This window comes from Pseudomonas sp. Pse79 (assembly GCF_024519615.1).
Lineage (GTDB): Bacteria > Pseudomonadota > Gammaproteobacteria > Pseudomonadales > Pseudomonadaceae > Aquipseudomonas > Aquipseudomonas veronii.
Map to the genome: position 1 here is coordinate 434444 of NZ_JALJRR010000002.1, position 22725 is coordinate 457168.

The window sequence follows — 22725 nt, forward strand, 5'->3', positions numbered from 1 at the left end:
GCAGGGGTATCACGCAAACGATTGCTCTCTCACGCTGAAGCGATTCAATCGAGACGCTCGACGACAGGCAACACCATGGCCTGCACTTCGCCCTGCAGAAACTCCGCCAGCCGGCGCAGACGCTCGCCGCCCGGGCGGGTTTTCGGCCACACCAGGTAATAATTTTCCCCACTGGCGACGGCGGTCGGCCACGGCAGGCTCAAGCGCCCCTGGGCCACGTCTTCGGCGACCATCAGCAGATCGCCCATGGACACGCCGTAACCCCGGGCGGCGGCGATCATGCCCAGCTCCAGGGTATCGAACACCTGCCCGCCCTTGAGCGACACCTGGGCGGACAGCCCCATGCGCTCCAACCAGTTACGCCAGTCGCGGCGGTCGGGTGTGGGGTGCAGCAACTCGGCGCTGGCCAGGCGATTGACGTCCCATGGGCCGTCGCTTAACAAATTGGGCGCGCCGACTGGAATCAACAGTTCCGGGAACAGGTAACTGGCTTCCCAATCCGCCGGAAAGTGCCCGTCGCTCAACAACACCGCGCAGTCAAAAGGCTCCTGGTTGAAGTCGACTTCATCCACGCTCATCCACGCGCTGGTGAGCTGCACTTCGTTGCCCGGCTGCAAATGCCGGAAACGACTGAGCCGCGCCAACAGCCAGCGCATGGTCAGGGTCGAGGGTGCCTTCATGCGCAAGATGTCATCTTCGGCGTTCAAGGTATGACAGGCCCGCTCCAGCGCGGCAAAGCCCTCGCGCACCCCGGGCAGCAACAAGCGTGCGGCCTCGGTGAGCTGCAGGTTGCGCCCGCTGCGCAGGAACAGGCGGCAGGCGAAATGCTCTTCGAGGGTGCGGATATGTCGGCTCACCGCACTTTGGGTGATGGACAGCTCCTGCGCCGCACGGGTGAAGGAATTGTGTCGGGAAGCGGCCTCAAAAGCCCGTAGCGCATAAAGCGGAGGAAGACGACGAGACATAAGGAAAGCTCCGACAGCACGATGCTGAAACCCTACCAGAATCAATCAGGCATGAGTTTTAATCATGCGACCAATCGCTTTTATCCCTTTGTGCAATGAGCTGAGAGCGCCGAGAATCGACGTTCTCCCCCTCCTCCGAAAATTTGAGCGTGATGATCATGCAACATCCGGCACGTACCGAACTCTGGGCCATTCTGCGGCTGTCAGGGCCGTTGATTGCCTCACAGTTGGCGCACATGCTGATGGTGCTGACCGACACCCTGATGATGGCCCGCCTGAGCCCCGAGGCCCTGGCCGGCGGTGGCCTGGGCGCGGCGAGCTACTCGTTCGTGGCGATTTTCTGCATCGGCGTGATTGCTGCCGTGGGCACCCTGGTCGCCATCCGCCACGGCGCGGGCGATATCGACGGCGCCACCCGCCTGACCCAGGCCGGGCTGTGGCTCGCCTGGCTGATGGCCTTGGCGGCGGCGCTGCTGCTGTGGAACCTCAAGCCGGTGTTGCTGATGTTCGGCCAGACCGAGACCAACGTGGACGCGGCGGGGCAATTCCTTACGATCCTGCCGTTCGCCCTGCCCGGCTACCTGAGTTTCATGGCCCTGCGCGGCTTCACCAGCGCGATCGGCAAAGCCACACCGGTGATGGTGATCAGTCTCGGCGGCACAGTGGTCAACTACCTGCTCAACCACGCGTTGATCGAGGGCATGTTCGGCCTGCCGAAACTCGGCTTGATGGGCATCGGCCTGGTCACGGCCATCGTCGCCAATGGCATGGCGCTGGCGCTGATGGCGTACATCCGCAGTAACCGCGCGTACTCAGCCTACCCGCTGAGCGCAGGCCTGTTGCGTCTGAACACCCACTACTTGCGCGAGCTGTGGCGGCTGGGCCTGCCGATTGGCGGCACCTACGCGGTGGAAGTCGGGTTGTTTGCCTTCGCCGCGCTGTGCATGGGCACCATGGGCAGTACGCAATTGGCGGCGCATCAGATCGCGCTGCAAATCGTCTCGGTGGCGTTCATGGTGCCGGCGGGAATGTCCTACGCGGTGACCATGCGTATCGGCCAACACTATGGCGCCGGGCAACTGCTGCAGGCGCGCATGGCGGGGCGTGTCGGCATCGGCTTTGGCGCGGCGGTGATGTTGGGATTTGCCGCGGTGCTGTGGCTGTATTCCGATCCGCTGGTCGGGCTGTTCCTCGACCATAACGACCCAGCATTCCACGAGGTGATCGTGCTCGCCGTCAGCCTGCTGGCCGTGGCGGCCTGGTTCGAGCTGTTCGACGGCGTGCAGACCATCGCCATGGGCTGCATCCGTGGGCTCAAGGACGCCAAGACCACCTTCCTGGTGGGCCTGGGTTGCTATTGGCTGATCGGTGCGCCAGCGGCCTGGTGGATGGCCTTCACCCTGGGCTGGGGGCCGACCGGCGTGTGGTGGGGCCTGGCGCTGGGCCTGGCCTGTGCGGCGATCAGCCTGACCTGTGCGTTCGAGGCGAAGATGAAGCGCATGATTCGGCAGGAGCCAGACGCTCAACGCTCATTCCATGCCGCGCAGACCGATTAGAAGTCTTGCGCGGTTGAAATGTGGGGGTTGGTTGGCAAGAAAAGGATGAGCTAGCCCAACAAAGCCTGCTGGTCCTTGCCGAACGTCAGGTAGTCCACCAACTCCGGCAATGGCAGCGGTTTGCTGATCAGGTAACCCTGGGCCTGGTCGCAACCGAACAAACGTAACAGCGCCAGTTGTTCCGCGGTTTCCACGCCTTCGGCCACCACTTCCAGGTTGAGGTTGTGGGCCAGGTTGATCATGGCGTGGACCAGCTTGCGGTTTTCTTCACGCTCTTCCATGCCGCCGACGAAACTCTTGTCGATCTTCAACAAGGCAATCGGCAGGCTGTTGAGGTGGACGAACGATGAGAAGCCGGTGCCGAAGTCGTCGAGGGAAAAGCGCACACCGAGGCGACCGAGGGCGTCCATGGTCTGCTTGACCAGGTCACTGCGGCGCATCACGGCGGTTTCGGTCAGCTCGAATTCCAGCCATTGCGCATCCACCCCGCGCTCGACAATCAGCCGGCTGAGGGTCGAGAGCAATTGGCTGTCCTGGAACTGGCGGAACGACAGGTTGACCGCCATATGCAGCGGCGGCAGGCCGCGTTCGCGCAGGTCTTGCATATCGCGCAGGGCCCGGGAGATCACCCAGTAACCCAGCGGTACGATCAACCCACTCTGTTCGGCCAGCGGCACGAATTCGCTGGGCGGCAACAGACCGCGCTCGCCGTGGCGCCAGCGCACCAGGGCTTCGAGGCCGACGATATGGCCGTCGTCCAGGTCGAGGCGCGGCTGGTAGTGCAGTTCCAGTTCGTCGCGACGCAGCGCGCGGCGCAATTCGCTTTCCAGGTCGGCCAGGCTGCGGGCGTTGCGGTTGATGCGTTCGTTGAAGATATGAAAGGTGCAGCCCTGGGTGCTTTTGGCTTGCTGCATGGCGATATGGGCATGCCACATCAACGGGTCGGCGCCGGCACGCGCGCGGGCATGCGCGACGCCCAGGCTGCAACCGATCAGCAGGCTCTCGCCATCCACCCAATACGGTTCGGCCATGGCTTCGGTGATACGCTCGGCCATCCATTCGGCACGCTGGGGCGCGCGGCGGGTGTCGATCAGCAAGGCAAACTCATCGCTGCCCAGGCGCGCCAGTTGGTCGCCGGCTTCGAGCTGGCTCTTGAGCCGCGAAACCACTTGCAGGATCAGCCGGTCGCCGGCCTGGTGGCCGAGGGCATCGTTGGCGTGGCGGAAGTTGTCGAGGTCCAGGTGGCCCAGGGCCAGGCCGCGCCCTTCGTTGTCTGCCAGGCGTGCGGCCAACAGGGTCTGGAAGCCCTGGCGGTTGGCGATACCGGTCAGCGGGTCTTGTTCGGCCAGGCGCTGCAAGGTGTTTTCCAGCACGCCACGTTCGCGCACATGGCGCAGGCAGCGGCGCAGGGTGTCGGCGTCCATGGCAAGACGGATCAGCCAGTCACTGACTCCCAGGGGCGCCACCAACGGCTCCTGTTCCAGCAACAACACGCACGGCAAGCTGCAACGGCCCGGGCCGGGTTGCAGGTTGGGCGTGGTCAACAGCACGGCGCTGTGGTCGTCATCGAACAGACGACTCACCGAGTCCCAGTTGGGCGCGCTGATCAGCACAGCCCCGTCGCCCATCGGCACCAGGCACTCGCGCAACAATGCTGCCCACTCAGGCGTATCGGCCAGTAGCAGCAAACGCAAGGGTTCGACAGGCGTGGACAAGCTAGCTCCCTAGACTCTGCAAGATTTCGTTGGCGGCAAGTATTATGACGTCAGGTCGAGCATTCACAAATGATAAAAGTTATCAAATACGAGCAGTACGCACAAAAGTCGCAAATACCCCCACATCCTGCGGCAAAGTAGCAAAAGCGGCAAATTTAGATCGAGTGGTACGTCACACCGTCGATCCAAGGCAGCAGAATCTCACCAGCCTGTTAAAATGCCCGCCCTTTTGAACAACGACTCCCTGAACTCTGTATGTCCCGACTCAATCCCCGGCAGCAAGAAGCCGTGAACTACGTCGGCGGCCCTCTATTGGTGCTCGCCGGTGCTGGCTCCGGCAAGACCAGCGTGATCACCCGCAAGATCGCGCACCTGATCCAGAACTGCGGCATCCGCGCCCAGTACATCGTCGCCATGACCTTTACCAACAAGGCGGCGCGGGAAATGAAAGAGCGGGTCGGCACCCTGCTCAAGGGTGGCGAAGGCCGCGGCCTCACTGTGTGTACGTTCCACAACCTGGGGCTGAACATCATCCGCAAGGAGCATGTGCGGCTGGGCTACAAGCCGGGTTTCTCGATCTTCGACGAGACCGACGTCAAAGCCCTGATGACCGACATCATGCAGAAGGAATACGCGGGCGACGACGGCGTCGACGAGATCAAGAACATGATCGGCGCCTGGAAAAACGACCTGGTCCTGCCGCCCGAAGCCCTGGAAAACGCGCGCAACCCCAAGGAACAGACCGCCGCCATCGTCTACACCCACTACCAGCGCACGCTCAAGGCGTTCAACGCGGTGGACTTCGACGACCTGATCCTGCTGCCGGTGAAGCTGTTCCAGGAACACGCCGACATCCTCGAGAAGTGGCAGAACAAGGTACGTTACCTGCTGGTGGACGAATACCAGGACACCAACGCCAGCCAATACCTGCTGGTGAAGTTGCTGATCGGCAAGCGCAACCAGTTCACCGTGGTGGGCGACGATGACCAGTCGATCTACGCCTGGCGCGGCGCCCGCCCGGAAAACCTGATGCTGCTCAAGGACGACTATCCGTCCCTGAAAGTGGTGATGCTGGAACAGAACTACCGCTCCACCAGCCGCATCCTGCGCTGCGCCAACGTGCTGATCTCGAACAACCCCCACGAGTTTGAAAAACAACTGTGGAGCGAGATGGGCCATGGCGACGAGATCCGCGTGATCCGCTGCCGCAACGAAGACGCCGAAGCCGAGCGCGTGGCCGTGGAAATCCTCAGCCTGCACTTGCGCACCGACCGGCCCTACAGCGACTTCGCGATCCTCTATCGCGGCAACTACCAGGCCAAGCTGATCGAGCTGAAACTGCAGCACCATCAGGTGCCGTATCGTCTGTCCGGCGGCAACAGCTTTTTCGGACGCCAGGAAGTCAAAGACCTGATGGCCTACTTCCGCCTGATCGTCAACCCGGACGACGACAACGCCTTCCTGCGCGTGATCAACGTACCGCGTCGGGAAATCGGTTCGACCACCCTGGAAAAACTCGGCAACTACGCCACCGAACGCAAGATCTCGATGTACGCCGCCACCGACGAAATCGGTCTGGGCGAACACCTGGACACGCGCTTCACCGATCGCCTGTCGCGCTTCAAGCGCTTCATGGACAAAGTGCGCGAGCAATGCGCCGGTGAAGACCCGATCAGCGCCTTGCGCAGCATGGTCATGGACATCGACTATGAAAACTGGCTGCGCACCAACAGTTCCAGCGACAAGGCCGCGGATTACCGCATGGGCAACGTCTGGTTCCTGATCGAAGCGTTGAAGAACACCCTGGAAAAAGACGAAGACGGCGAAATGACCGTCGAAGACGCCATCGGCAAGCTGGTGCTGCGCGACATGCTCGAGCGCCAGCAAGAAGAGGAAGACGGCGCCGAAGGTGTACAGATGATGACCTTGCATGCGTCCAAGGGCCTGGAATTTCCCTACGTGTTCATCATGGGCATGGAAGAGGAAATCCTCCCGCACCGCTCCAGCATCGAAGCCGACACCATCGAGGAAGAACGGCGCCTGGCCTACGTGGGCATTACCCGCGCACGCCAGACATTGGCCTTCACCTTTGCCGCCAAGCGCAAGCAATACGGCGAAATCATCGATTGCGCCCCCAGCCGGTTCCTCGACGAACTGCCGCCGGACGACCTGGCCTGGGAAGGCAACGATGACACCCCGACCGAGGTCAAGGCCGTTCGCGGCAACACCGCCCTGGCGGATATTCGCGCGATGTTAAAGCGCTAGAATCGACTATTTTTTAATCTACTTTCGGCGCACCGTGCGCCATTAGAGGAAGCGTTCCGTGGAAGCACTGCACAAGAAAATTCGCGAAGAAGGCGTCGTGCTTTCCGATCAGGTACTCAAAGTCGACGCCTTTCTGAACCATCAGATCGACCCGGCGCTGATGAAACTGATCGGCGACGAATTCGCCGCGCTGTTCAAGGATTCGGGGATCACCAAGATCGTCACCATCGAAGCCTCGGGGATCGCCCCGGCGATCATGACCGGCCTGAACCTCGGCGTGCCGGTGATCTTCGCGCGTAAGCAACAGTCCCTGACCCTGACCGAAAACCTGCTGTCGGCAACGGTGTATTCCTTCACCAAGAAAGTCGAAAGCACCGTAGCGATCTCGCCGCGCCACCTGACCAGCAGCGACCGCGTGCTGATCATCGATGACTTCCTGGCCAACGGGAAGGCGTCCCAGGCGCTGATCTCGATCATCAAGCAGGCCGGCGCCACCGTTGCCGGCCTGGGGATCGTGATCGAGAAGTCGTTCCAGGGCGGGCGTGCCGAGCTGGATGCGCAGGGTTATCGGGTTGAGTCGCTGGCGCGCGTGAAGTCGCTGAGCGGTGGTGTCGTCACCTTCATCGAGTAATCGCTGACGGAACCCGGTTAAAACTGTGGGAGGGGCGGTGCGACGATTCGACTTGCCCCCGATAGCGGTGTATCAGTCACCAAATGTGTTGGCTGATCCACTGCTATCGGGGGCAAGCCCCCTCCTACATTTAGTGCGCGGTGGCCTGGAGGCCGGCGAGCAACAGCCGCTGATACACGTCCTCTTTTAGCCCTTCCGGCTGGTCCAACCCCATCCGCTTCAGATGCTCGGGAAACGCCTCCGGCTCCGGTGCATCCAGCGCCGCCTTGCCCAGGTCGAAAATCTCGCTCAGCTTGAATTTGCTCTTGAGCCAGTTCAACCCGCGCAACAGGTCCCGTTCGACATCCGTGAAGTCGGTGCCCAGCGGATACTCCGGAAACAACCGGCGATGCCGGGCCTGAAGGCTCTGGAGCCGCTGCGGAGTGTTGTCGGTAAAGCGCGGGTCCAGCTGGAAATCCCGGGATAGCTTGCCGGCCTCTTGCGCCTGCTCGATCAAGTCGCCCTGGAACCTGGAGTCGGTGATGTTGAGCAACGCCTCAATTACCTTGGCATCGGTCTGACCGCGCAAGTCGGCAATTCCGTATTCGGTGATGACAATGTCCCGCAGGTGCCGTGGGATCGTGCAATGGCCGTATTCCCACACGATATTGGAACTGACCTCCCCCGCCGCCTCGCGCCAGCTGCGCAACATCAGGATCGCGCGCGCGCCTTCCAGCGCGTGGGCCTGGGCAACAAAGTTGTACTGCCCGCCCACGCCACTGAGCACGCGGCCACCTTCCAGTTGGTCGGCAACCCCGGCGCCGAGCAAGGTCACCACGATCGCGCTGTTGATGAACCGCGCATCCAGACGCTGCAAACGCTTGAGTTCTTCCTGCCCGTACAGCTCGTTGATGTAGCTGATGCGCGTCATGTTGAACGCCTGACGCTTGGCGAGGGTCATGTCCTGCAAGCGTTGGTAAAAACTACGCGGGCCAACGAAAAAACCGCCATGGATCGAAATGCCGTCGGGCTGGGCCGCATCATCGAGCAGGCCGGCATTTGCCTGTTCCTGGGTCGCCACATCCGGGTAGACCTTGCGCCGCACAATCCCCGCATCCGCCAGCACCAGCAGGCCGTTGACGAACATTTCGCTGCAACCATAAAGGCCTTTGGCAAACGGCTCGACGCCCCCTTCGCGGCTGATCAGCGCCGCCCAGCGGTACACATCGAGGTCGGTCAGCAGCAGCCGATAGGCTTCGTTATCGGCCTGGCGCGCAAGCAAGGCGGCGGTCAGCGCATCGCCCATCGAACCGATACCGATCTGCAAGGTGCCGCCATCGCGCACCAGGGTGCTGGCATGCAGGCCGATAAAATGGTCCTGGAAACCCACCGGCATATTCGGTGTGGAGAACAGCGTGCTGCTGTCCTTCTCATCGAGCAGGTAGTCGAACGCATCCATGCCCAACTCCGAATCCCCGGGCATGTAGGGCAAATCGGTGTGGACCTGGCCGACCATCAGCACGGTTTCCCCAGCGGCGCGACGCTTGGCGATCATCGGCAGCAGGTCGAGGGTGACATCGGGGTTGCAGCTCAGGCTCAGCCGGTCGGGGTGCTCGGCGCTGCTGGCCACCAACTGCGCCACCAGGTTCAGGCCGGCGGCGTAGATATCGCGCGCGGCATGGCTGTAGTTGCTGCTGACGTAGTCCTGTTGCGCGGATTGGCTGTGAAGCAGGCTGCCGGGCTGCATGAAAAATTGCTGGACGTGGATATTCGCCGGCAGGCTGTCCTTGTGCAGATCGGCGAGATAATCCAGCTCGGGATAATCGCCAAACACCCGCTCGGTAAACGGTTCCAGGAAGCGCTTCTGCAAGCCATCGCCCAACGCCGGGCGACCCAAGCTCAAGGCGGTATAGATCGTCAGCGCCCGCTCCGGCAGCTTGGCGATACGTCGGTACAGCGCGTTGACGAACAGATTGGGCTTGCCCAGGCCCAGGGGCAGGCCCATGTGGATATGCGCTGGCAAGCGCGCGAGTACGTCGTCAACGGCTTGCTCGATTGAACATAACTGCACCATCCGACCCTCCTGAACATTTGATGATTAGGGGTTGGATAGAGAGTGGCCCGTCTTGGTTGCAAAGAACAGCCTCAACCCTCGATCGCAGGCACAAAAAAGCCGCTCGTAAGCGGCATTTTTGACGAAGATCGCTGGATTACAACCCGGACATCTTCTTGATCGCGCCTTTCAGATCAGCATCCGTGCAATCAGCACAGGTGCCTTTTGGCGGCATGGCATTGATACCCGTGATCGCCTTGGCCAGGATGCCGTCGAGGCCGCCCTGGTGGTCGGCGCGGTCTTTCCAGGCGGCGGTGTCGCCGACTTTCGGAGCACCCAACAGGCCGGTTCCGTGGCATGCATTGCAGTGCTTGGCAATGATCTCATCTGGTGTTTTCGCACCGCCGCCGCCGCCCGCTGTTGCGGCGACTTCCATCCCCTTGCACTCCTGCCCCTGCACACACACTTGGCCAACAGGCTCCAAGCGCTTGGCAATGTCATCATTGGTCGCAGCTTGAGCGCTGACAGCCCATAGGGCCAGTACGGTTGCTGGTGCAGCCAGCATTTTCATAATTAGGTTCACGCGTTCACCCTCAATGGTGGCTATTCACGCCTGCGGCCACGGTTTCGCAGGCGGCGAAAGTATAACGGTTAGCCCGTCTGGCTGAAACAACCCTATTAAGCAAAGGGAGATTCAGTCTCACGGAATACGCTGCGGGAGTCTCTGCAATGCTGGCAGGACGCCTCTTCTGTCAAAAGTTCGCGGGCGTGGCTGCGCTGATTAGTCGCGCCGGCACCTCGAACGGATTACGAAAACGATGGGGCTTGGTGCTTTCAAAGTAGTAGCTATCGCCAGCTTCGAGCACAAAAGTTTCAAGACCGACGACCAATTCCAGGCGACCTTCCACCAGAATCCCGGTTTCTTCGCCTTCGTGGGTGAGCATTTCTTCGCCAGTATCGGCGCCAGGCGGGTAAATTTCGTTGAGAAACGTGATCGCCCGGCTCGGATGTGCGCGCCCCACCAGTTTCATGGTGACGGCGCCGTCGGAGATATCAATCAGCTCGTTGGCTTTATAGACGACCTGGGTCGGTATTTCCTGGAGGATTTCCTCGGAAAAGAACTCGACCATCGACATGGGAATGCCGCCCAGCACCTTGCGCAAGGAACTGATGGAAGGGCTGACACTGTTTTTTTCGATCATCGAAATGGTGCTGTTGGTGACACCCGCACGCTTGGCGAGCTCGCGCTGGGAAAGACCCTTCAGTTTACGGATGGATTGCAGTCGTTCGCCGACGTCCAATGCGGGAGCCTCCTAGGATTCAGGCTTTGTTGTAATTGAGCGTTATCATGGCGACAGCGTTCAGTATTTACAACACTTGGGCCTAAATCCTCCCCCGCACCGTTCGTAGAGGCCGATCAAGCCCCGGAATAGAGCCTTGGCACGCGGCGCAGGTTGCAGAAGATCTGGTAGGGGATGGTCTCGGCGGCGGCCGCGACGTCACTGGCGAGGATGTTCTTGCCCCACAGCTCCACGGTGGAACCGAGGCCGGCCTGGGGCACGTCGGTGAGGTCGACGCACAGCATGTCCATGGACACGCGGCCGAGCAATTGGCTGCGCTGCCCCGCCACCAGCACCGGCGTGCCGGTGGGGGCGTGACGTGGATAACCGTCGGCATAGCCCATGGCAACCACGCCGACCCGCATCGGTTTCGGCGTGATGAATTTGGCACCGTAGCCCACCGGCTCGCCGGCCGGCAGTTCGCGCACGCAGATGACTTTCGATTCCAGGGTCATTACCGGCTGCAAGCGCGCGGCGGTGGCCTGGTCTTCACCAAACGGCGTCGTGCCGTACAACATGATGCCGGGGCGTACCCAGTCGCTGGGCACCTTCGGCCAGCCCATCACCGCCGGCGAATTGCGCAGGCTGACCTCGGCCGACAGCCCCTGGCGCGCCGCTTCGAACACCGCCACTTGTTCATTGCTGCGCACGCAATCGAGCTCATCGGCGCGAGCGAAGTGGCTCATCAATACGATCTTCGCCACCTTACCGCTGGCGAGCAGGCGCTGGTACGCCTCGTGGTAGTCCTTGGGATGCAGGCCGACGCGGTGCATGCCCGAGTCCAGTTTGAGCCACACGGTGAGGGGCTTGCGCAAGGCCGCCTGCTCGATGGCCTCCAGTTGCCACAGCGAATGCACCACGCACCAGAAATCATGCTCGACGATCAGCGGCAGCTCGTCGGCTTCGAAAAAACCTTCCAGCAGCAATACCGGCGCGCGGATACCGGCAGCCCGCAGCTCCAGTGCTTCCTCGATACAGGCCACGGCAAAACCATCGGCCTCGGCTTCCAGCGCCTGGGCCACGCGCACTGCGCCATGGCCGTAGGCATCGGCCTTGATCACAGCGAGGGCCTTGGCCCCCGTGACTTCACGGGCCAATTGGTAATTGTGGCGCAGGGCTTGGAGGTCGATCAGGGCACGGGCAGGACGCATGGCGGCAGGCTTCTAGGCGGCAGAGTGAAAAAAACCGGCACCGACCAACCGCATCGGTACCGGGAGAGGGATCGTTGCTTAAGGCAGGGCGGCCACGACGGACAGCTCCACCAGGATTTGTGGCTCGCACAGTTTCGCTTCAACCGTGGCGCGGGCCGGGGCGACGCCTTTGGGCAGCCATGCGTCCCACACCGCGTTCATGCCGGCGAAGTCGGCGTCGATGTCTTTGAGGTAGATCGTCACCGACAGCAGCTTGCTTTTGTCAGTGCCGGCCAAGTCCAGCAAGCGCTCGATATTGGCCAGGGTTTCACGGGTCTGTTGTTCAATCCCGGCACTCAGGTCGTCGCCGACTTGCCCTGCCAGGTACACGGTGCCGCCGTGGGCAACGATCTGGCTCATGCGCTCATTGGTGAGCTGGCGCTGGATTGACATGTTTTGCAGACTCCTGGTGGTTGCCATAACGGGAAATATCGAGGCCTTCGGCACTGATCTGCGGCGTTTTCTTGGCCATCAGGTCAGCCAGCAAACGACCGGAGCCGCACGCCATGGTCCAACCGAGGGTGCCATGGCCGGTGTTCAGGAACAGATTCTTGAACGGGGTGGCGCCGACAATCGGCGTACCGTCCGGTGTGGTCGGACGCAGGCCAGTCCAAAAGATCGCTTCGGTCAGATTGCCGCCCTGAGGATAAAGGTCGTTGACGATCATCTCCAGGGTTTCACGCCGACGTGGGTTCAGCGACAGGTCAAAACCGGCGATTTCAGCCATGCCGCCGACACGGATGCGGTTGTCGAAACGGGTGATCGCGACCTTGTAGGTCTCGTCGAGAATGGTCGACGTCGGCGCCATCGCCGGGTTGGTGATCGGCACGGTCAGCGAGTAGCCCTTGAGCGGGTACACCGGCGCCTTGATCCCCAGCGGCTTGAGCAACTGCGGCGAATAACTGCCGAGGGCCAGGACGTAGCGGTCGGCGGTTTCCAGCTTGCCGTCGATCCACACACCGTTGATGCGATCACCGGCGTGGTCGAGGCGCTGGATGTCCTGTTCGAAACGGAATTCCACGCCCAACTGCTTGCACATGTCGGCCAGGCGCGTGGTGAACATCTGGCAGTCGCCGGTCTGGTCGTTCGGCAGGCGCAGGGCACCGGCGAGGATGTCGGTGACGCTGGCCAGAGCCGGTTCGACGCGGGCGATGCCGGCACGGTCGAGCAATTCGAACGGCACGCCGGACTCTTTCAACACGGCGATATCTTTGGCAGCGCCATCGAGCTGCGCCTGGGTGCGGAACAGTTGAGTGGTACCGAGGCTGCGGCCTTCGTAGGCAATGCCGGTTTCAGCGCGCAGTTCGTCGAGGCAATCGCGGCTGTACTCGGACAGGCGGACCATGCGCTCCTTGTTCACCGCATACCGGCTGGCGGTGCAGTTGCGCAGCATCTGCGCCATCCACAGGTATTGGTTGATATCGGCAGTGGCCTTGATCGCCAGCGGCGCGTGGCGTTGCAGCAGCCACTTGATGGCCTTGAGCGGCACACCCGGCGCGGCCCATGGCGAGGCGTAGCCTGGAGAGACCTGGCCGGCGTTGGCGAAACTGGTTTCCATGGCCGCGGCTGGCTGGCGGTCGACCACGACCACCTCAAAACCGGCTCGCGCCAAATAGTAGGCACTGGTCACACCAATGACGCCGCTACCCAAGACCAGAACGCGCATTTTTATATCCTCATCGCGGCTTGACCGCCGACGTGTGTTGTTCGAGCAATGATGTGAGCAGTATAAAAAGCAATCACCAGTGCATTTCACTATATAAATGCCTATATTTGGCGACAATTCTTGGCAACAACCCTTTTCACAGAGGCGTATCCCCTATGCGTACCAACACCCAGACCAAACGGGAGCTGGACAAGATCGACCGGAACATCTTGCGCATCCTACAAGCCGACGGGCGCATTTCGTTCACGGAGCTGGGGGAAAAGGTCGGACTGTCGACCACCCCCTGCACCGAGCGCGTGCGCCGCCTTGAGCGTGAAGGGATCATCATGGGCTACAACGCACGCCTCAACCCCCAGCATTTGAAGGCGAGTTTGCTGGTATTTGTCGAGATCAGCCTCGACTACAAATCCGGCGACACCTTTGAAGAATTCCGCCGCGCCGTGCTGAAATTGCCCCATGTGCTGGAGTGCCACTTGGTCTCGGGGGACTTCGACTACCTGGTGAAAGCGCGGATTTCCGAGATGGCCTCGTACCGCAAACTGCTCGGCGACATCCTGCTCAAACTGCCCCATGTGCGGGAGTCCAAGAGCTATATCGTGATGGAAGAGGTGAAAGAGAGCCTCAATCTGCCCATCCCCGACTGACTGACACAACCGGGCCAATGTGGGCGAGGGCTTGCTTGCTCCCACATTTAGACCAGCACCTGCCGGGTACTCGCCATGTATTCGTGGATCTGCTTCTCCACCCGCGGGTGAATCAGCTCCACCGGCCGCCGTCCATTGGGGCACGGCAAGGTCTTTGTGGTGCCGAAAAGCCTACAGATCAGCGGGCGCTCGTCATACACCGTGCAGCCATTGGGCCCCAGGTGTACGCAGTTCAACTCGTCCATGGCGGCTTCCTGTTCGGCAGCGGTCTTACGCGGCAGGCGCGACATTTCCTCGGGGGAAGTCGTCACCGGCCCACAGCAATCGTGGCAACCGGGGACGCACTCAAACGAGGGGATCTGTCGGCGCAATGCGCTGATTTTCTGACTGTTGCAACTCATCGAAACACGTACCGAACGGCGAATAGGCGTGGATTCTGCCGCAAAACCCCGCGGTGAGACAGCTTCGTCCGACCGCTGTATCCTGCGTCAAATTTTCCAAACGGGGATGTTCCCATGACTGCCAGCGCCCGGCACACCGCTTCCTACTACGCCGCCAGCAGCCTGCCGCAACCCGACTATCCGGCGTTGGCCGGCGAAACGGTGGCCGACGTGTGCGTGATCGGCGGCGGTTTTTCCGGGCTCAACACCGCGCTGGAACTGGCCGAACGCGGGTTCAGCGTGGTGCTGCTGGAAGCGCGCAAGATCGCCTGGGGCGCCAGCGGGCGCAATGGCGGCCAGTTGATCCGCGGCGTTGGCCATGGCCTGGAGCAATTCACCAACGTGATCGGCACCGACGGCGTGCGCCAGATGAAACTGATGGGCCTGGAGGCGGTAGAAATCGTGCGCGAGCGCGTCGAGCGTTTCCAGATCGCCTGCGACCTGACCTGGGGCTACTGCGACCTGGCCAACAAACCCCGCGACCTGCTCGGCCTCGCCGAAGACGCCGAAGAATTGCGCAGCCTGGGCTATCGCCACGAAGTACGCCTGCTGCAAGCCAGCGAAATGGGCAGCGTGATCGGTTCCGAGCGCTACGTGGGCGGCATGATCGACATGGGCTCGGGCCATCTGCACCCGCTGAACCTGGCCCTCGGCGAGGCAGCTGCCGCCCAAAAACTCGGCGTGCAACTGTTCGAGCACTCCGAAGTGACGCGCATCGACTACGGCCCCGAGGTCAACGTACACACCGCCCGCGGCAATGTGCGCGCCAAGACCCTGGTGCTGGCCTGCAACGCCTATCTGAAGGGGCTCAACCCACTGCTGAGCGGCAAAGTGCTGCCGGCCGGCAGCTATATCATCGCCACCGAGCCGTTAAGCGCCGCCCAGGCGGCCCAATTGCTGCCGCAAAACATGGCGGTGTGTGATCAGCGGGTGACGGTGGACTACTTCCGACTGTCTGCCGACCGTCGCCTGCTGTTCGGCGGCGCCTGCCACTATTCCGGACGCGACCCCAAGGACATCGGCGTCTACATGCGGCCGAAGATGGTGCAGGTGTTCCCCCAACTGGCCGACGTGAAGATCGACTATCAATGGGGCGGCATGATCGGCATCGGTGCCAACCGCTTGCCGCAGATCGGCCGATTGGCAGATCAACCCAATGTGTATTACGCCCAGGCCTACGCCGGTCATGGCCTCAACGCGACACACCTGGCGGGCAAGCTGCTGGGCGAAGCCATCAGCGGCCAGCAGCAGGGACGTTTCGATCTGTTCGCCCAGGTGCCGCACATCACCTTCCCCGGCGGCAAGCACTTGCGCTCGCCGCTGTTGGCGCTGGGGATGCTCTGGCACCGGTTGAAAGAACTGGTGTGACTCAACTGCGCCAGAACGGCTTCAAGCCTTCCTGGCGCGCCTGCTCGGCGGTCAACCCGATATCCCGCAGTTGCTCGGCAGTCAGCTCCAGCAGCACCTTGCGCGTGTGGCGACGGTGCCAGAACAGGCTCCAGCGGTTGCGGGTCGGGGCCGACATCGCCCGCGCCTGCCCCGCTTCGAGTTCCTGGCCGTGTAACGTCAGCCGCACATCGCTCATGCCGTTCATTTTGTCGTCCTCATTTGCTGGTTGCCATGAGTGACTAGAATGAGCGAGTGAACAAAACCATTACAGATTCAACCAAATTTTATTAAATCCATACAGATACTGCCCACGAGTGGCTGAATCCTGTATTTTCCCAGAATCTGTACTGGTCCCCTGGGAGTGATCACCGTGACCCTTTACGTCAACCTTGCCGAATTGTTGGGCACCCGCATCGAACAGGGCTTCTACCGCCCCGGTGACCGGCTGCCTTCCGTAAGGGCCTTGAGTGTCGAGCACGGGGTCAGTTTGAGCACCGTGCAGCAAGCGTATCGCATGCTGGAAGACAACGGTCTGGCGATGCCGAAGCCCAAGTCCGGTTACTTCGTGCCCGTCGGCCGTGAGCTGCCGGCCTTGCCCGAAGTCGGCCGCCCGGCCCAGCGCCCGGTGGAAATTTCCCAGTGGGACCAAGTGCTCGAGTTGATCCGCGCGGTACCGCGTAAAGATGTCGTACAGCTGGGCCGCGGCATGCCGGATGTGTTGTCGCCCACCCTCAAGCCGCTGCTGCGCAGCCTGGCCCGCGTCAGCCGGCGCCAGGACCTGCCGGGGCTGTATTACGACAATATCCTCGGCTGTATGGAGTTGCGCGAACAAATCGCCCGACTGTCATTGGATTCCGGCTGCCAGTTGACCGCCGAAGACATCGTGATCACCACCGGCTGCCATGAGGCGCTGTCTGCCAGCATCCGCTCCATCTGCGAGCCGGGGGATATCGTTGCGGTGGACTCGCCGAGCTTCCACGGCGCCATGCAGACCCTCAAGGGCCTGGGCATGAAAGCCCTGGAAATCCCCACAGACCCGCTCACCGGCATCAGCCTCGAAGCCCTGGAACTGGCGCTGGAACAGTGGCCGATCAAAGTCATTCAACTGACCCCCAACTGCAACAATCCTTTGGGCTACATCATGCCGGAGGCACGCAAGCGGGCGCTGTTGACCCTGGCCCAGCGCTTTGATGTGGCAATCATCGAAGACGATGTGTATGGCGAACTGGCCTACAGCTACCCGCGCCCGCGCACCATCAAATCCTTCGACGAAGATGGCCGCGTATTGCTCTGCAGCTCGTTCTCGAAAACCCTGGCGCCAGGCCTGCGGATTGGCTGGGTCGCGCCGGGCCGCTACCTGGAGCGGGTGTTGCACATGAAATACATCAGCACCGGCTCCACTGCGACCCAGCCGCAGATCGCCATCGCCGAATTTCTCAAGGGCGGCCATTTCGAACCGCATTTGCGGCGGATGCGTACTCAATACCAACGTAATCGCGACATGATGCTCGACTGGGTCAGCCGTTATTTCCCCGCCGGCACCCGCGCCAGCCGACCTCAAGGCAGCTTCATGCTGTGGATCGAGCTGCCGGAAGGTTTCGACACCCTCAAGCTCAACCGGGTGTTGGTGGAACAAGGCGTACAAATCGCCGTGGGCAGTATCTTTTCCGCGTCCGGCAAGTACAGGAATTGCCTGCGCATGAACTACGCTGCCAAACCTACGCCGCAGATTGAAGAGGCGGTGCGCAAAGTCGGCGCCGTCGCGAGCAAGATGCTGGCCGAGGCCGCCGACTGACCTTTCCGGGAAAATAGCCGTCCTATGTCGACAACCGCCCTGATCTGGAAACGGTGCCCTTGATGACTCGACGGCTTTTAGCGTTTTTCCTGTTGGGCGCCCTGGCCCTGGGCGGCTGCGCCATGGTGAATGTGCCGCGCATCCCCAGCGATGCCCTGCCGGCGACGCAGTCGTCGTTCGGCCGTTCGATCCAGGCCCAGGCCGCGCCGCATCAGGGCCGCTCCGGCTTTCGCCTGCTGCCCAACAGCAGCGAGGCGTTCATGGCCCGCGCCGAACTGATCCGCAACGCCCAGACCAGCCTCGACCTGCAGTACTACATCGTCCACGACGGCATCAGCACCCGCCTGCTCGTGGATGAACTGCTCAAGGCCGCCGACCGTGGCGTGCGTGTGCGTATCCTGCTGGACGACACCACCAGCGACGGCCTCGATCAGGTCATCGCCACCCTCGCCGCCCATCCCAACATCCAGATTCGCCTGTTCAACCCGCTGCACCTGGGGCGCAGCACCGGCGTGACGCGCGCCATGGGGCGCCTGCTCAACCTGTCGCTGCAACATCGGCGCATGCACAACAAACTGTGGCTGGCGGACAACAGCGCGGCCATCGTCGGCGGGCGTAACCTGGGCGACGAGTATTTCGACGCCGAACCTAACCTGAATTTCACCGACATCGACATGCTCAGCGTGGGCCCGGTGGCCGAGCAACTCGGCCACAGTTTCGACCAGTACTGGAACAGCGCCCTGAGCAAGCCCATCAATGAATTCATCTCCAACCTGCCGTCCAAAGGCGACCTGGCCAGCGCACGCCTGCGCCTGGAAGAATCCCTGGCCCAGTCGCGCCAACAGAACCACGCCTTGTACAACCGCCTGCGCACCTACAAGACCGAACCGCGCCTGGACATCTGGCGGCGCGAGCTGATCTGGGCCTGGAACCAGGCGTTGTGGGACGCCCCGAGCAAGGTACTCGCCAAGAATGATCCGGACCCGCACCTGCTGCTGACCACCCAACTGGAACCGGAACTCGAAGGCGTCAACCATGAGTTGATGATGATTTCGGCGTATTTCGTGCCGGGGCAGCCGGGCCTGGTGTACCTGACCGGTCGCGCGGATGCGGGCGTCTCGGTGAGCCTGCTGACCAACTCCCTCGAAGCCACCGACGTGCCGGCCGTACACGGCGGCTACGCGCCCTATCGCAAGGCGCTGCTGGAGCACGGCGTGAAACTCTATGAGTTGCGCCGCCAACCCGGCGCACCCCGCACAGGCAGCGGGCCCCACCTGTTTCGTCGCGGCCTGTTCCTCGGCTCGGATTCCAGCCTGCATAGCAAGGCGATGATTTTTGATCGGCAGAAATCGTTTATCGGCTCGTTCAACTTCGACCCGCGTTCGGTGCTGTGGAATACCGAAGTCGGCGTGCTGGTGGACAGCCCTGAGCTGGCCGAGCACCTGCGCAATCTGGCGCTGCAAGGCATGGCGCCAGCATTGAGCTACGAGGCGAAATTACAGGATGGCCAGGTGGTGTGGACCACCGAAGATAACGGGCAACCGCACACCCTGACCCGCGAGCCGGGCAGTTGGTGGCGCCACTTCAACGCCTGGTTCGCCACCTCCGTCGGCCTGGAGCGCATGCTGTAGGAGCGAGCTTGCTCGCGAAGAACGCAAGAACACCGCACTTAACCAGCCTTCATCCCCTCGCGCCTAAGCGGGCTGCGCGGCGCCAAACGCCCCCTGGCGCAACAACAGCACCACCAACCCCAGCGCCCCGGCCGCCATCAGCCACGGCAATGCATGCCCGCTGATCCACTGGCTGCCCGCACCGGCCACCAGCGGCCCGATCAGGCAACCGATGCCCCAGAGCTGCGCCACGTGGGCATTGGCGCGCACCAGCGCATCGTCGCGGTAACGCTCGCCGATCAGGATCAACGACAAGGTGAACAAACCACCCGCACTCGCGCCGAACAGCACCCACACCGGCCAGATCAGCAGCGTGTGCATCAACAACGGGACTGCCAGGCTCGCCCCCAGCAACAGCAGCGCGCAGCTCAAGAACAGCGTGCGCCGCGGCAGGTAGTCGGCCAGTGCGCCGATGGGCAGCTGCAGCAACGCATCGCCCACCACCACCGTGCTGACCATCGCCAGGGCGATCTCGGCCGTGAAGCCTTGCTGCAGGCAATACACCGGCAGCAGCGTCAGGATCATCGCCTCGAACGCCGCGAATAACGCCACCGCCCAGGCAATCGCCGGCAGGCTCCGACAGAAGCGCCACAGCTCGGCAAACGTCACGCTGAAGGACTCGGCGGTCGGCGCCCCGGAACGCCCCAGCAACAGCAACGGCGCCAGCGTCAACAGGCCCACGCCCACCCAGAACCCATAGTCATGATCGGTGCCCAGCACGCCCAACAGCAGCGGCCCCGACAGCTGGCTCAGCGCATAGGTGCAGCCATACAGCGCCACCAGCCGGCCGCGCCATTGCTCCACCACCAACTGGTTGATCCAGCTTTCGCCAAGAATGAACACGATGGTCAGGATCACCCCGATCATCAGCCGCAGCACCAGCCACACCGGGTAGCTCGGCAGGATCGCCAACAGACCGATGGACACCGCCCCCGCCCACAGGCACAGGCGCATCAGATGCGCAGTGCCCAGCCAGGACGCCAGCCGACTGGAAACCTTCGCCCCCAACAGCACGCCGAAGGCCGGCATCGCAGCCATCACTCCAATGGCGAAGCTGCCGTAGCCCCAGCCTTCCAGACGCAGGGACACCAGCGGCATGCTGACGCCCAACGCCAGACCAACGCTGAGCACCGAGGCCAGCACGGCGAAATAAGTCGCCCAACGCATTTCCACGCTCCTGTGGATAGTTTTTTCAGGGCTGCAAACGAACTGTAGGAGCGCGCTTGCTCGCGAAAAACGCCAACGATAACGCGTGCTGTCTGGTTGAACGCGGCGTCTTTGAGTTCTTCGCGAGCAAGCTCGCTCCTACAGGGGACCTGCGGTGTTGCTTAGAGCTTGATCCAGGTCGCCTTCAGCTCGGTGTACTTGTCGAACGCATGCAGCGACTTGTCGCGACCGTTGCCCGACTGCTTGAAGCCACCAAACGGCGCGGTCATGTCACCGCCGTCGTACTGGTTGACCCACACGCTACCGGCGCGCAGTGCCTTGGCGGTGAGGTGCGCCTTGGAGATATCCGCCGTCCACACCGCCGCGGCCAGGCCGTATTGGGTGTCGTTGGCGATGGCGACGGCTTCTTCGGCGCTGTCAAAAGTGAGCACCGAGAGGACCGGGCCGAAGATTTCTTCGCGGGCGATCTTCATGGCGTTGGTCACTCCGTCGAAAATCGTCGGCTCGACGTAAGTGCCACCGGTCTCTTCCAGCGTGCGCTTGCCGCCCGCCACCAGTTTGGCACCGTCGGCATGACCGGCTTCGATGTAGGACAGCACGGTGTTCATCTGTTGAGTGTCTACCAGCGCGCCGACGTTCGTGGCCGGGTCCAGCGGGTTGCCTGGCTTCCAGCCCTTCAGCGCGGCGATCACCAGCGGTAGGAATTTATCCTTGATGGAGCGCTCCACCAGCAGACGCGAACCGGCGGTGCAGACTTCGCCCTGGTTGAAGGCAATCGCGCCGGCGGCGGATTCGGCGGCGGCTTGCAGGTCCGGGGCATCGGCGAACACGATGTTCGGGCTCTTGCCGCCCGCTTCCAGCCATACACGTTTCATGTTCGATTCGCCGGAGCGGATCAACAGCTGTTTGGCGATTTTGGTGGAGCCAGTGAACACCAGGGTGTCGACATCCATGTGCAGCGCGAGCGCGTTACCCACGGTGTGGCCGTAGCCCGGCAGCACGTTGAACACGCCTTTTGGAATACCGGCCTCAACGGCCAGGGCCGCGATGCGGATGGCGGTCAGCGGGGATTTTTCGGACGGTTTGAGGATCACGGAGTTACCGGTCGACAGCGCCGGCCCGAGTTTCCAGCAAGCCATCATCAGCGGGAAATTCCACGGCACGATGGCGGCAACCACACCGACCGGCTCACGGGTCACCAGACCCAGCTGATCGTGAGGGGTGGAAGCGACTTCATCGTAAATCTTGTCGATGGCCTCGCCGCTCCAGCTCAGGGCATTCGCCGCGCCGGGTACGTCGATATTCAGGGCGTCGCTGATCGGCTTGCCCATGTCCAGGGTTTCCAGCAGCGCCAGCTCTTCGGCATTGGCCTTGAGCAACGCGGCGAAACGGATCATGGTGGCCTTGCGCTTGGCCGGCGCCAGGCGCGACCAGACACCGGAATTGAACGTGGCGCGGGCATTTTCCACGGCGCGCTGGGCGTCGGCGACGTCACAGCTGGCAACGCTGGTCAGCAGGCGGCCATCGACGGGGCTGATGCATTCGAACGTGTCGCCGGAAACGGCGGCGGTGTACTCGCCATTGATATAGGCGCGGCCTTCGATCTTCAGATCCTTGGCGCGTTGCTCCCAGTCGGCACGGGTCAGGGTGGTCATGCGAGTGTCCTCCTCTTATTGAATACAAGGGCCAGGCGATGTGCCCCGGCAGCCTCAAAGAATGCTTGCCCCGCCAGCCAGTTGTTCGGCTCAAGGCAACTGCCACCCTAAACCAGCGGCTGGGGATGTATCAATATATTTGACATAACGCCGGTAAACGCCCTTGCGATGTTCATTTTAATAAACATAGACTTTGGGCTCTCCAACCGCAGGCCAGACGGGACACGCACATGAGCATCCAGGACATCGTCGACTTCAGCCAAGCCAACACCGCCCCCGATCGCTACCTCCCTGCCCCGGAAAAAATCCTCAAGGGCAATCCCGAGCAAACGATCTACAACCACTACAACAGCCCGTGCGGCCAGATGAGCGCCGGCGTCTGGGAAGGCGACGTCGGGCAGTGGAAGGTCAACTACACCGAACATGAGTACTGCGAGATTGTGCAGGGGGTTTCCGTACTGCGCGATGCCGAGGGCAACGCCAAGACCTTGCGCGCCGGCGACCGCTTCGTGATCCCGGCCGGCTTCAGCGGCACCTGGGAAGTGCTCGAGCCCTGCCGCAAGATCTATGTGGTGTTCGAACAGAAGGCCTGATCAGCAAATCCT

20 protein-coding genes are annotated in these 22725 nt (G+C 62.1%); 8 read left to right on the forward strand and 12 right to left on the reverse strand.

The genetic code is table 11. From position 1 onward, the window contains the following. Positions 1-44: 44 nt before the first annotated feature. The gene (locus tag NR164_RS05185; protein ID WP_026139908.1) at positions 45-965 is read right to left on the reverse strand and encodes a LysR substrate-binding domain-containing protein; all 921 of its coding nucleotides are present in this window, start codon (positions 963-965) and stop codon (positions 45-47) included. A 152-nt stretch (positions 966-1117) separates the two neighbouring features. Here NR164_RS05185 and NR164_RS05190 point away from each other — a divergent pair, with 152 nt between their 5' ends. Further along, the gene (locus NR164_RS05190; protein ID WP_017846029.1) at positions 1118-2521 is read left to right on the forward strand and encodes a NorM family multidrug efflux MATE transporter; all 1404 of its coding nucleotides are present in this window, start codon (positions 1118-1120) and stop codon (positions 2519-2521) included. A gap of 50 nt (positions 2522-2571) precedes the next feature. Here the strand turns inward: NR164_RS05190 and NR164_RS05195 are convergent, their stop codons facing one another. After that, positions 2572-4236, reverse strand: coding sequence for a bifunctional diguanylate cyclase/phosphodiesterase (locus NR164_RS05195; protein ID WP_017846030.1), 1665 nt, complete (start codon positions 4234-4236; stop codon positions 2572-2574). Positions 4237-4491: 255 nt separating this feature from the next. Between NR164_RS05195 and rep the strand changes: the two genes are divergently transcribed. Both rep and NR164_RS05205 read left to right on the forward strand, forming a co-directional pair. After that, the gene (gene rep, locus NR164_RS05200) at positions 4492-6501 is read left to right on the forward strand and encodes a DNA helicase Rep (RefSeq protein WP_046381655.1); all 2010 of its coding nucleotides are present in this window, start codon (positions 4492-4494) and stop codon (positions 6499-6501) included. A gap of 58 nt (positions 6502-6559) precedes the next feature. Beyond that, positions 6560-7132, forward strand: a complete 573-nt coding sequence (locus NR164_RS05205; RefSeq protein ID WP_017846032.1) for a xanthine phosphoribosyltransferase — start codon at positions 6560-6562, stop codon at positions 7130-7132. Between the two features lie 130 nt (positions 7133-7262). On the opposite strand, the gene NR164_RS05210 is transcribed toward NR164_RS05205, so the two are convergent. The 6 genes from NR164_RS05210 to dadA form a co-directional block, all read right to left on the reverse strand. Then, positions 7263-9185 carry an acetyl-CoA hydrolase/transferase family protein gene (locus tag NR164_RS05210; RefSeq protein WP_177032059.1) on the reverse strand — a complete coding sequence of 641 codons (1923 nt, stop codon included), beginning with the start codon at positions 9183-9185 and terminating at the stop codon, positions 7263-7265. A 136-nt stretch (positions 9186-9321) separates the two neighbouring features. Next, the gene (locus NR164_RS05215; protein ID WP_079444924.1) at positions 9322-9735 is read right to left on the reverse strand and encodes a cytochrome c5 family protein; all 414 of its coding nucleotides are present in this window, start codon (positions 9733-9735) and stop codon (positions 9322-9324) included. Positions 9736-9916: 181 nt separating this feature from the next. After that, positions 9917-10465 carry a cupin domain-containing protein gene (locus tag NR164_RS05220; protein ID WP_017846035.1) on the reverse strand — a complete coding sequence of 183 codons (549 nt, stop codon included), beginning with the start codon at positions 10463-10465 and terminating at the stop codon, positions 9917-9919. A gap of 116 nt (positions 10466-10581) precedes the next feature. Further along, positions 10582-11655: an alanine racemase gene (alr, locus tag NR164_RS05225; protein ID WP_046381652.1), complete on the reverse strand. Its 1074-nt coding sequence runs from the start codon at positions 11653-11655 to the stop codon at positions 10582-10584. Positions 11656-11733: 78 nt separating this feature from the next. Next, complete coding sequence (locus tag NR164_RS05230; protein WP_017846037.1) at positions 11734-12087, reverse strand: RidA family protein; 354 nt, start codon at positions 12085-12087, stop codon at positions 11734-11736. Continuing rightward, on the reverse strand, positions 12059-13360 hold the full coding sequence (dadA, locus tag NR164_RS05235) for a D-amino acid dehydrogenase (protein ID WP_017846038.1): 1302 nt from the start codon (positions 13358-13360) through the stop codon (positions 12059-12061). The genes NR164_RS05230 and dadA overlap by 29 nt, the downstream gene beginning before the upstream one ends. 155 nt (positions 13361-13515) lie before the next feature. Here dadA and NR164_RS05240 point away from each other — a divergent pair, with 155 nt between their 5' ends. Then, positions 13516-14004: an Lrp/AsnC ligand binding domain-containing protein gene (locus tag NR164_RS05240; RefSeq protein ID WP_017846039.1), complete on the forward strand. Its 489-nt coding sequence runs from the start codon at positions 13516-13518 to the stop codon at positions 14002-14004. Between the two features lie 47 nt (positions 14005-14051). On the opposite strand, the gene NR164_RS05245 is transcribed toward NR164_RS05240, so the two are convergent. Continuing rightward, positions 14052-14405 carry a YkgJ family cysteine cluster protein gene (locus NR164_RS05245; RefSeq protein ID WP_017135860.1) on the reverse strand — a complete coding sequence of 118 codons (354 nt, stop codon included), beginning with the start codon at positions 14403-14405 and terminating at the stop codon, positions 14052-14054. 114 nt (positions 14406-14519) lie between these two features. On the opposite strand from NR164_RS05245, the gene NR164_RS05250 reads away from it, so the two are divergent. After that, positions 14520-15812: an FAD-binding oxidoreductase gene (locus NR164_RS05250; RefSeq protein WP_177032061.1), complete on the forward strand. Its 1293-nt coding sequence runs from the start codon at positions 14520-14522 to the stop codon at positions 15810-15812. 1 nt (position 15813) lies between these two features. On the opposite strand, the gene NR164_RS05255 is transcribed toward NR164_RS05250, so the two are convergent. After that, positions 15814-16038 (reverse strand): DUF1127 domain-containing protein, encoded by a 225-nt coding sequence (locus NR164_RS05255; protein WP_017846042.1) that lies wholly within the window; start codon positions 16036-16038, stop codon positions 15814-15816. A gap of 165 nt (positions 16039-16203) precedes the next feature. Here NR164_RS05255 and NR164_RS05260 point away from each other — a divergent pair, with 165 nt between their 5' ends. Further along, positions 16204-17628 carry a PLP-dependent aminotransferase family protein gene (locus NR164_RS05260; protein ID WP_046385149.1) on the forward strand — a complete coding sequence of 475 codons (1425 nt, stop codon included), beginning with the start codon at positions 16204-16206 and terminating at the stop codon, positions 17626-17628. 62 nt (positions 17629-17690) lie between these two features. Continuing rightward, positions 17691-19259 carry a phospholipase D family protein gene (locus NR164_RS05265; protein ID WP_256822411.1) on the forward strand — a complete coding sequence of 523 codons (1569 nt, stop codon included), beginning with the start codon at positions 17691-17693 and terminating at the stop codon, positions 19257-19259. A gap of 63 nt (positions 19260-19322) precedes the next feature. Here NR164_RS05265 and NR164_RS05270 read toward each other — a convergent pair whose 3' ends face one another. Beyond that, complete coding sequence (locus NR164_RS05270; protein ID WP_057004015.1) at positions 19323-20465, reverse strand: MFS transporter; 1143 nt, start codon at positions 20463-20465, stop codon at positions 19323-19325. A 161-nt stretch (positions 20466-20626) separates the two neighbouring features. Beyond that, complete coding sequence (locus NR164_RS05275) at positions 20627-22120, reverse strand: aldehyde dehydrogenase (protein WP_046381649.1); 1494 nt, start codon at positions 22118-22120, stop codon at positions 20627-20629. Positions 22121-22350: 230 nt separating this feature from the next. Between NR164_RS05275 and NR164_RS05280 the strand changes: the two genes are divergently transcribed. Beyond that, positions 22351-22713, forward strand: a complete 363-nt coding sequence (locus NR164_RS05280) for a cupin domain-containing protein (RefSeq protein WP_046381648.1) — start codon at positions 22351-22353, stop codon at positions 22711-22713. Positions 22714-22725: the final 12 nt, after the last annotated feature.